This is a genomic window from Nitratireductor aquibiodomus NL21 = JCM 21793 (genome assembly GCF_000615975.1).
Classification (GTDB): domain Bacteria; phylum Pseudomonadota; class Alphaproteobacteria; order Rhizobiales; family Rhizobiaceae; genus Nitratireductor; species Nitratireductor aquibiodomus.
In genome coordinates this window covers 1-1,256 of the sequence record NZ_BAMP01000182.1, presented here as the reverse complement: position 1 = coordinate 1,256, position 1,256 = coordinate 1, and the positions used below count along the sequence as shown (strand labels likewise).

Below are 1,256 nucleotides of genomic sequence, written 5' to 3'. Positions count from 1 at the left end.
CCTGCTCCGAGTTGCGGCCCGCCGCTGACAAGGCCCGAGCGATGCCGGGGCCGAATATGCCCAATCCCAAGAGCGAGAGCGCCGCCAGCACAATCGCCATGGCGTCGTCTATGGTCGGCGTCGCGCCGCCGAAGCCGGCCGTGAATTGCGAGAACAAGGTGCTGCCGATGCCGATGATGACGGCCAAGACCAGCACTTTGATGCCGGATGACACGACGTTGCCAAGCACGCGCTCGGCCATGAACGCCGTTTTCCCGAACAGCCCGAACGGGATCAAGACGAACCCCGCCAAGGTGGTCAGCTTGAACTCGATCAAGGTGACGAACAATTGGACGGCGAGGATGAAGAAGGCGAGCAGAACCAAGGCCCAGGCGAACAGCAAGCACGCGATCTGGATGAAATTCTCGAAGAAGCTCCAGTAGCCCATGAGGTCGGAAATGGAGTCGAGCAGCGGCCGCCCGGCATCGAGGCCGGTCTGCGCGACACGGCCGGGACGCATGAGGTCTGCGGCCGAGAAGCCGGTTCCCGAGGCTTGCAGCCCGAGGCCGGCGAACGAGTCGAAGACGATCTTCGCCAGACCGTTCCAGTTGCCGATGAGATAGGCGAATACCCCGATGAACAGGGTTTTCTTGATGAGCCTCGCCAGTATGTCGTCGTCCGCGCCCCAGCTCCAGAACAGGGCGGCCAGCGTCACGTCGATGACGATAAGCGTGGTGGCGATGAAGGCGACTTCGCCGCCGAGCAACCCGAACCCACTGTCGATATAGGACGTGAATACGCCGAGGAAGCTGTCTATGACGCCGGTTCCGCCCATGCCTCACTGTCCCCCGTTCTGCGGTGGGGCAACGGGCGCGGGCGTCCGGCCAAGGAAGCGGTCGCGGTTTTCGGCCCAGGTCGAAAGGCACGCGGGATCGCTCACGGCGGCTTCGCCGAGCCGTTGGCACCGGCGCAGGCTTTGACGCAGCGGATCGGCCGAGGGCTGTAGCGCCGGGGCCGGACGGGCTGGTGCCGGCTCGTCCTTGCGGGTCATCTCGATCACCGTGGCGGTGATGGCGATGGCGACGAATATGACGGCCGCAAGTCGGGCCAGCATCTTGCCGTCCATGGGCGGTCCCTCCTGCCGGTCAGTTGTTGCCGTTGAACATTTGCGCATTGCCGGGCTGGTAGCCGCTGCCCGGCGTGAGGAAGCGGCGGCGCTGCTCGCGTCCCTGTTCGGCGGCCGTGGCGCGCTCGGCTTCGATCAGCGCTTCGGCCCG

The 1,256-nt window shown here is 65.4% G+C and carries 1 protein-coding gene and 2 pseudogenes; all 3 read right to left on the bottom strand.

Going from position 1 to position 1,256, the window contains the following annotated elements:
- Positions 1-814 (bottom strand): annotated as a pseudogene (gene trbL, locus JCM21793_RS27985) (P-type conjugative transfer protein TrbL); the annotation flags it as partial.
- 3 nt (positions 815-817) lie between these two features.
- A complete protein-coding gene (trbK-alt, locus tag JCM21793_RS23050; RefSeq protein ID WP_025031871.1) occupies positions 818-1,105 on the bottom strand; it encodes a putative entry exclusion protein TrbK-alt in 288 nt (95 codons plus the stop codon).
- A gap of 19 nt (positions 1,106-1,124) precedes the next feature.
- A pseudogene (locus tag JCM21793_RS30795) lies at positions 1,125-1,256 on the bottom strand (P-type conjugative transfer protein TrbJ); the annotation flags it as partial.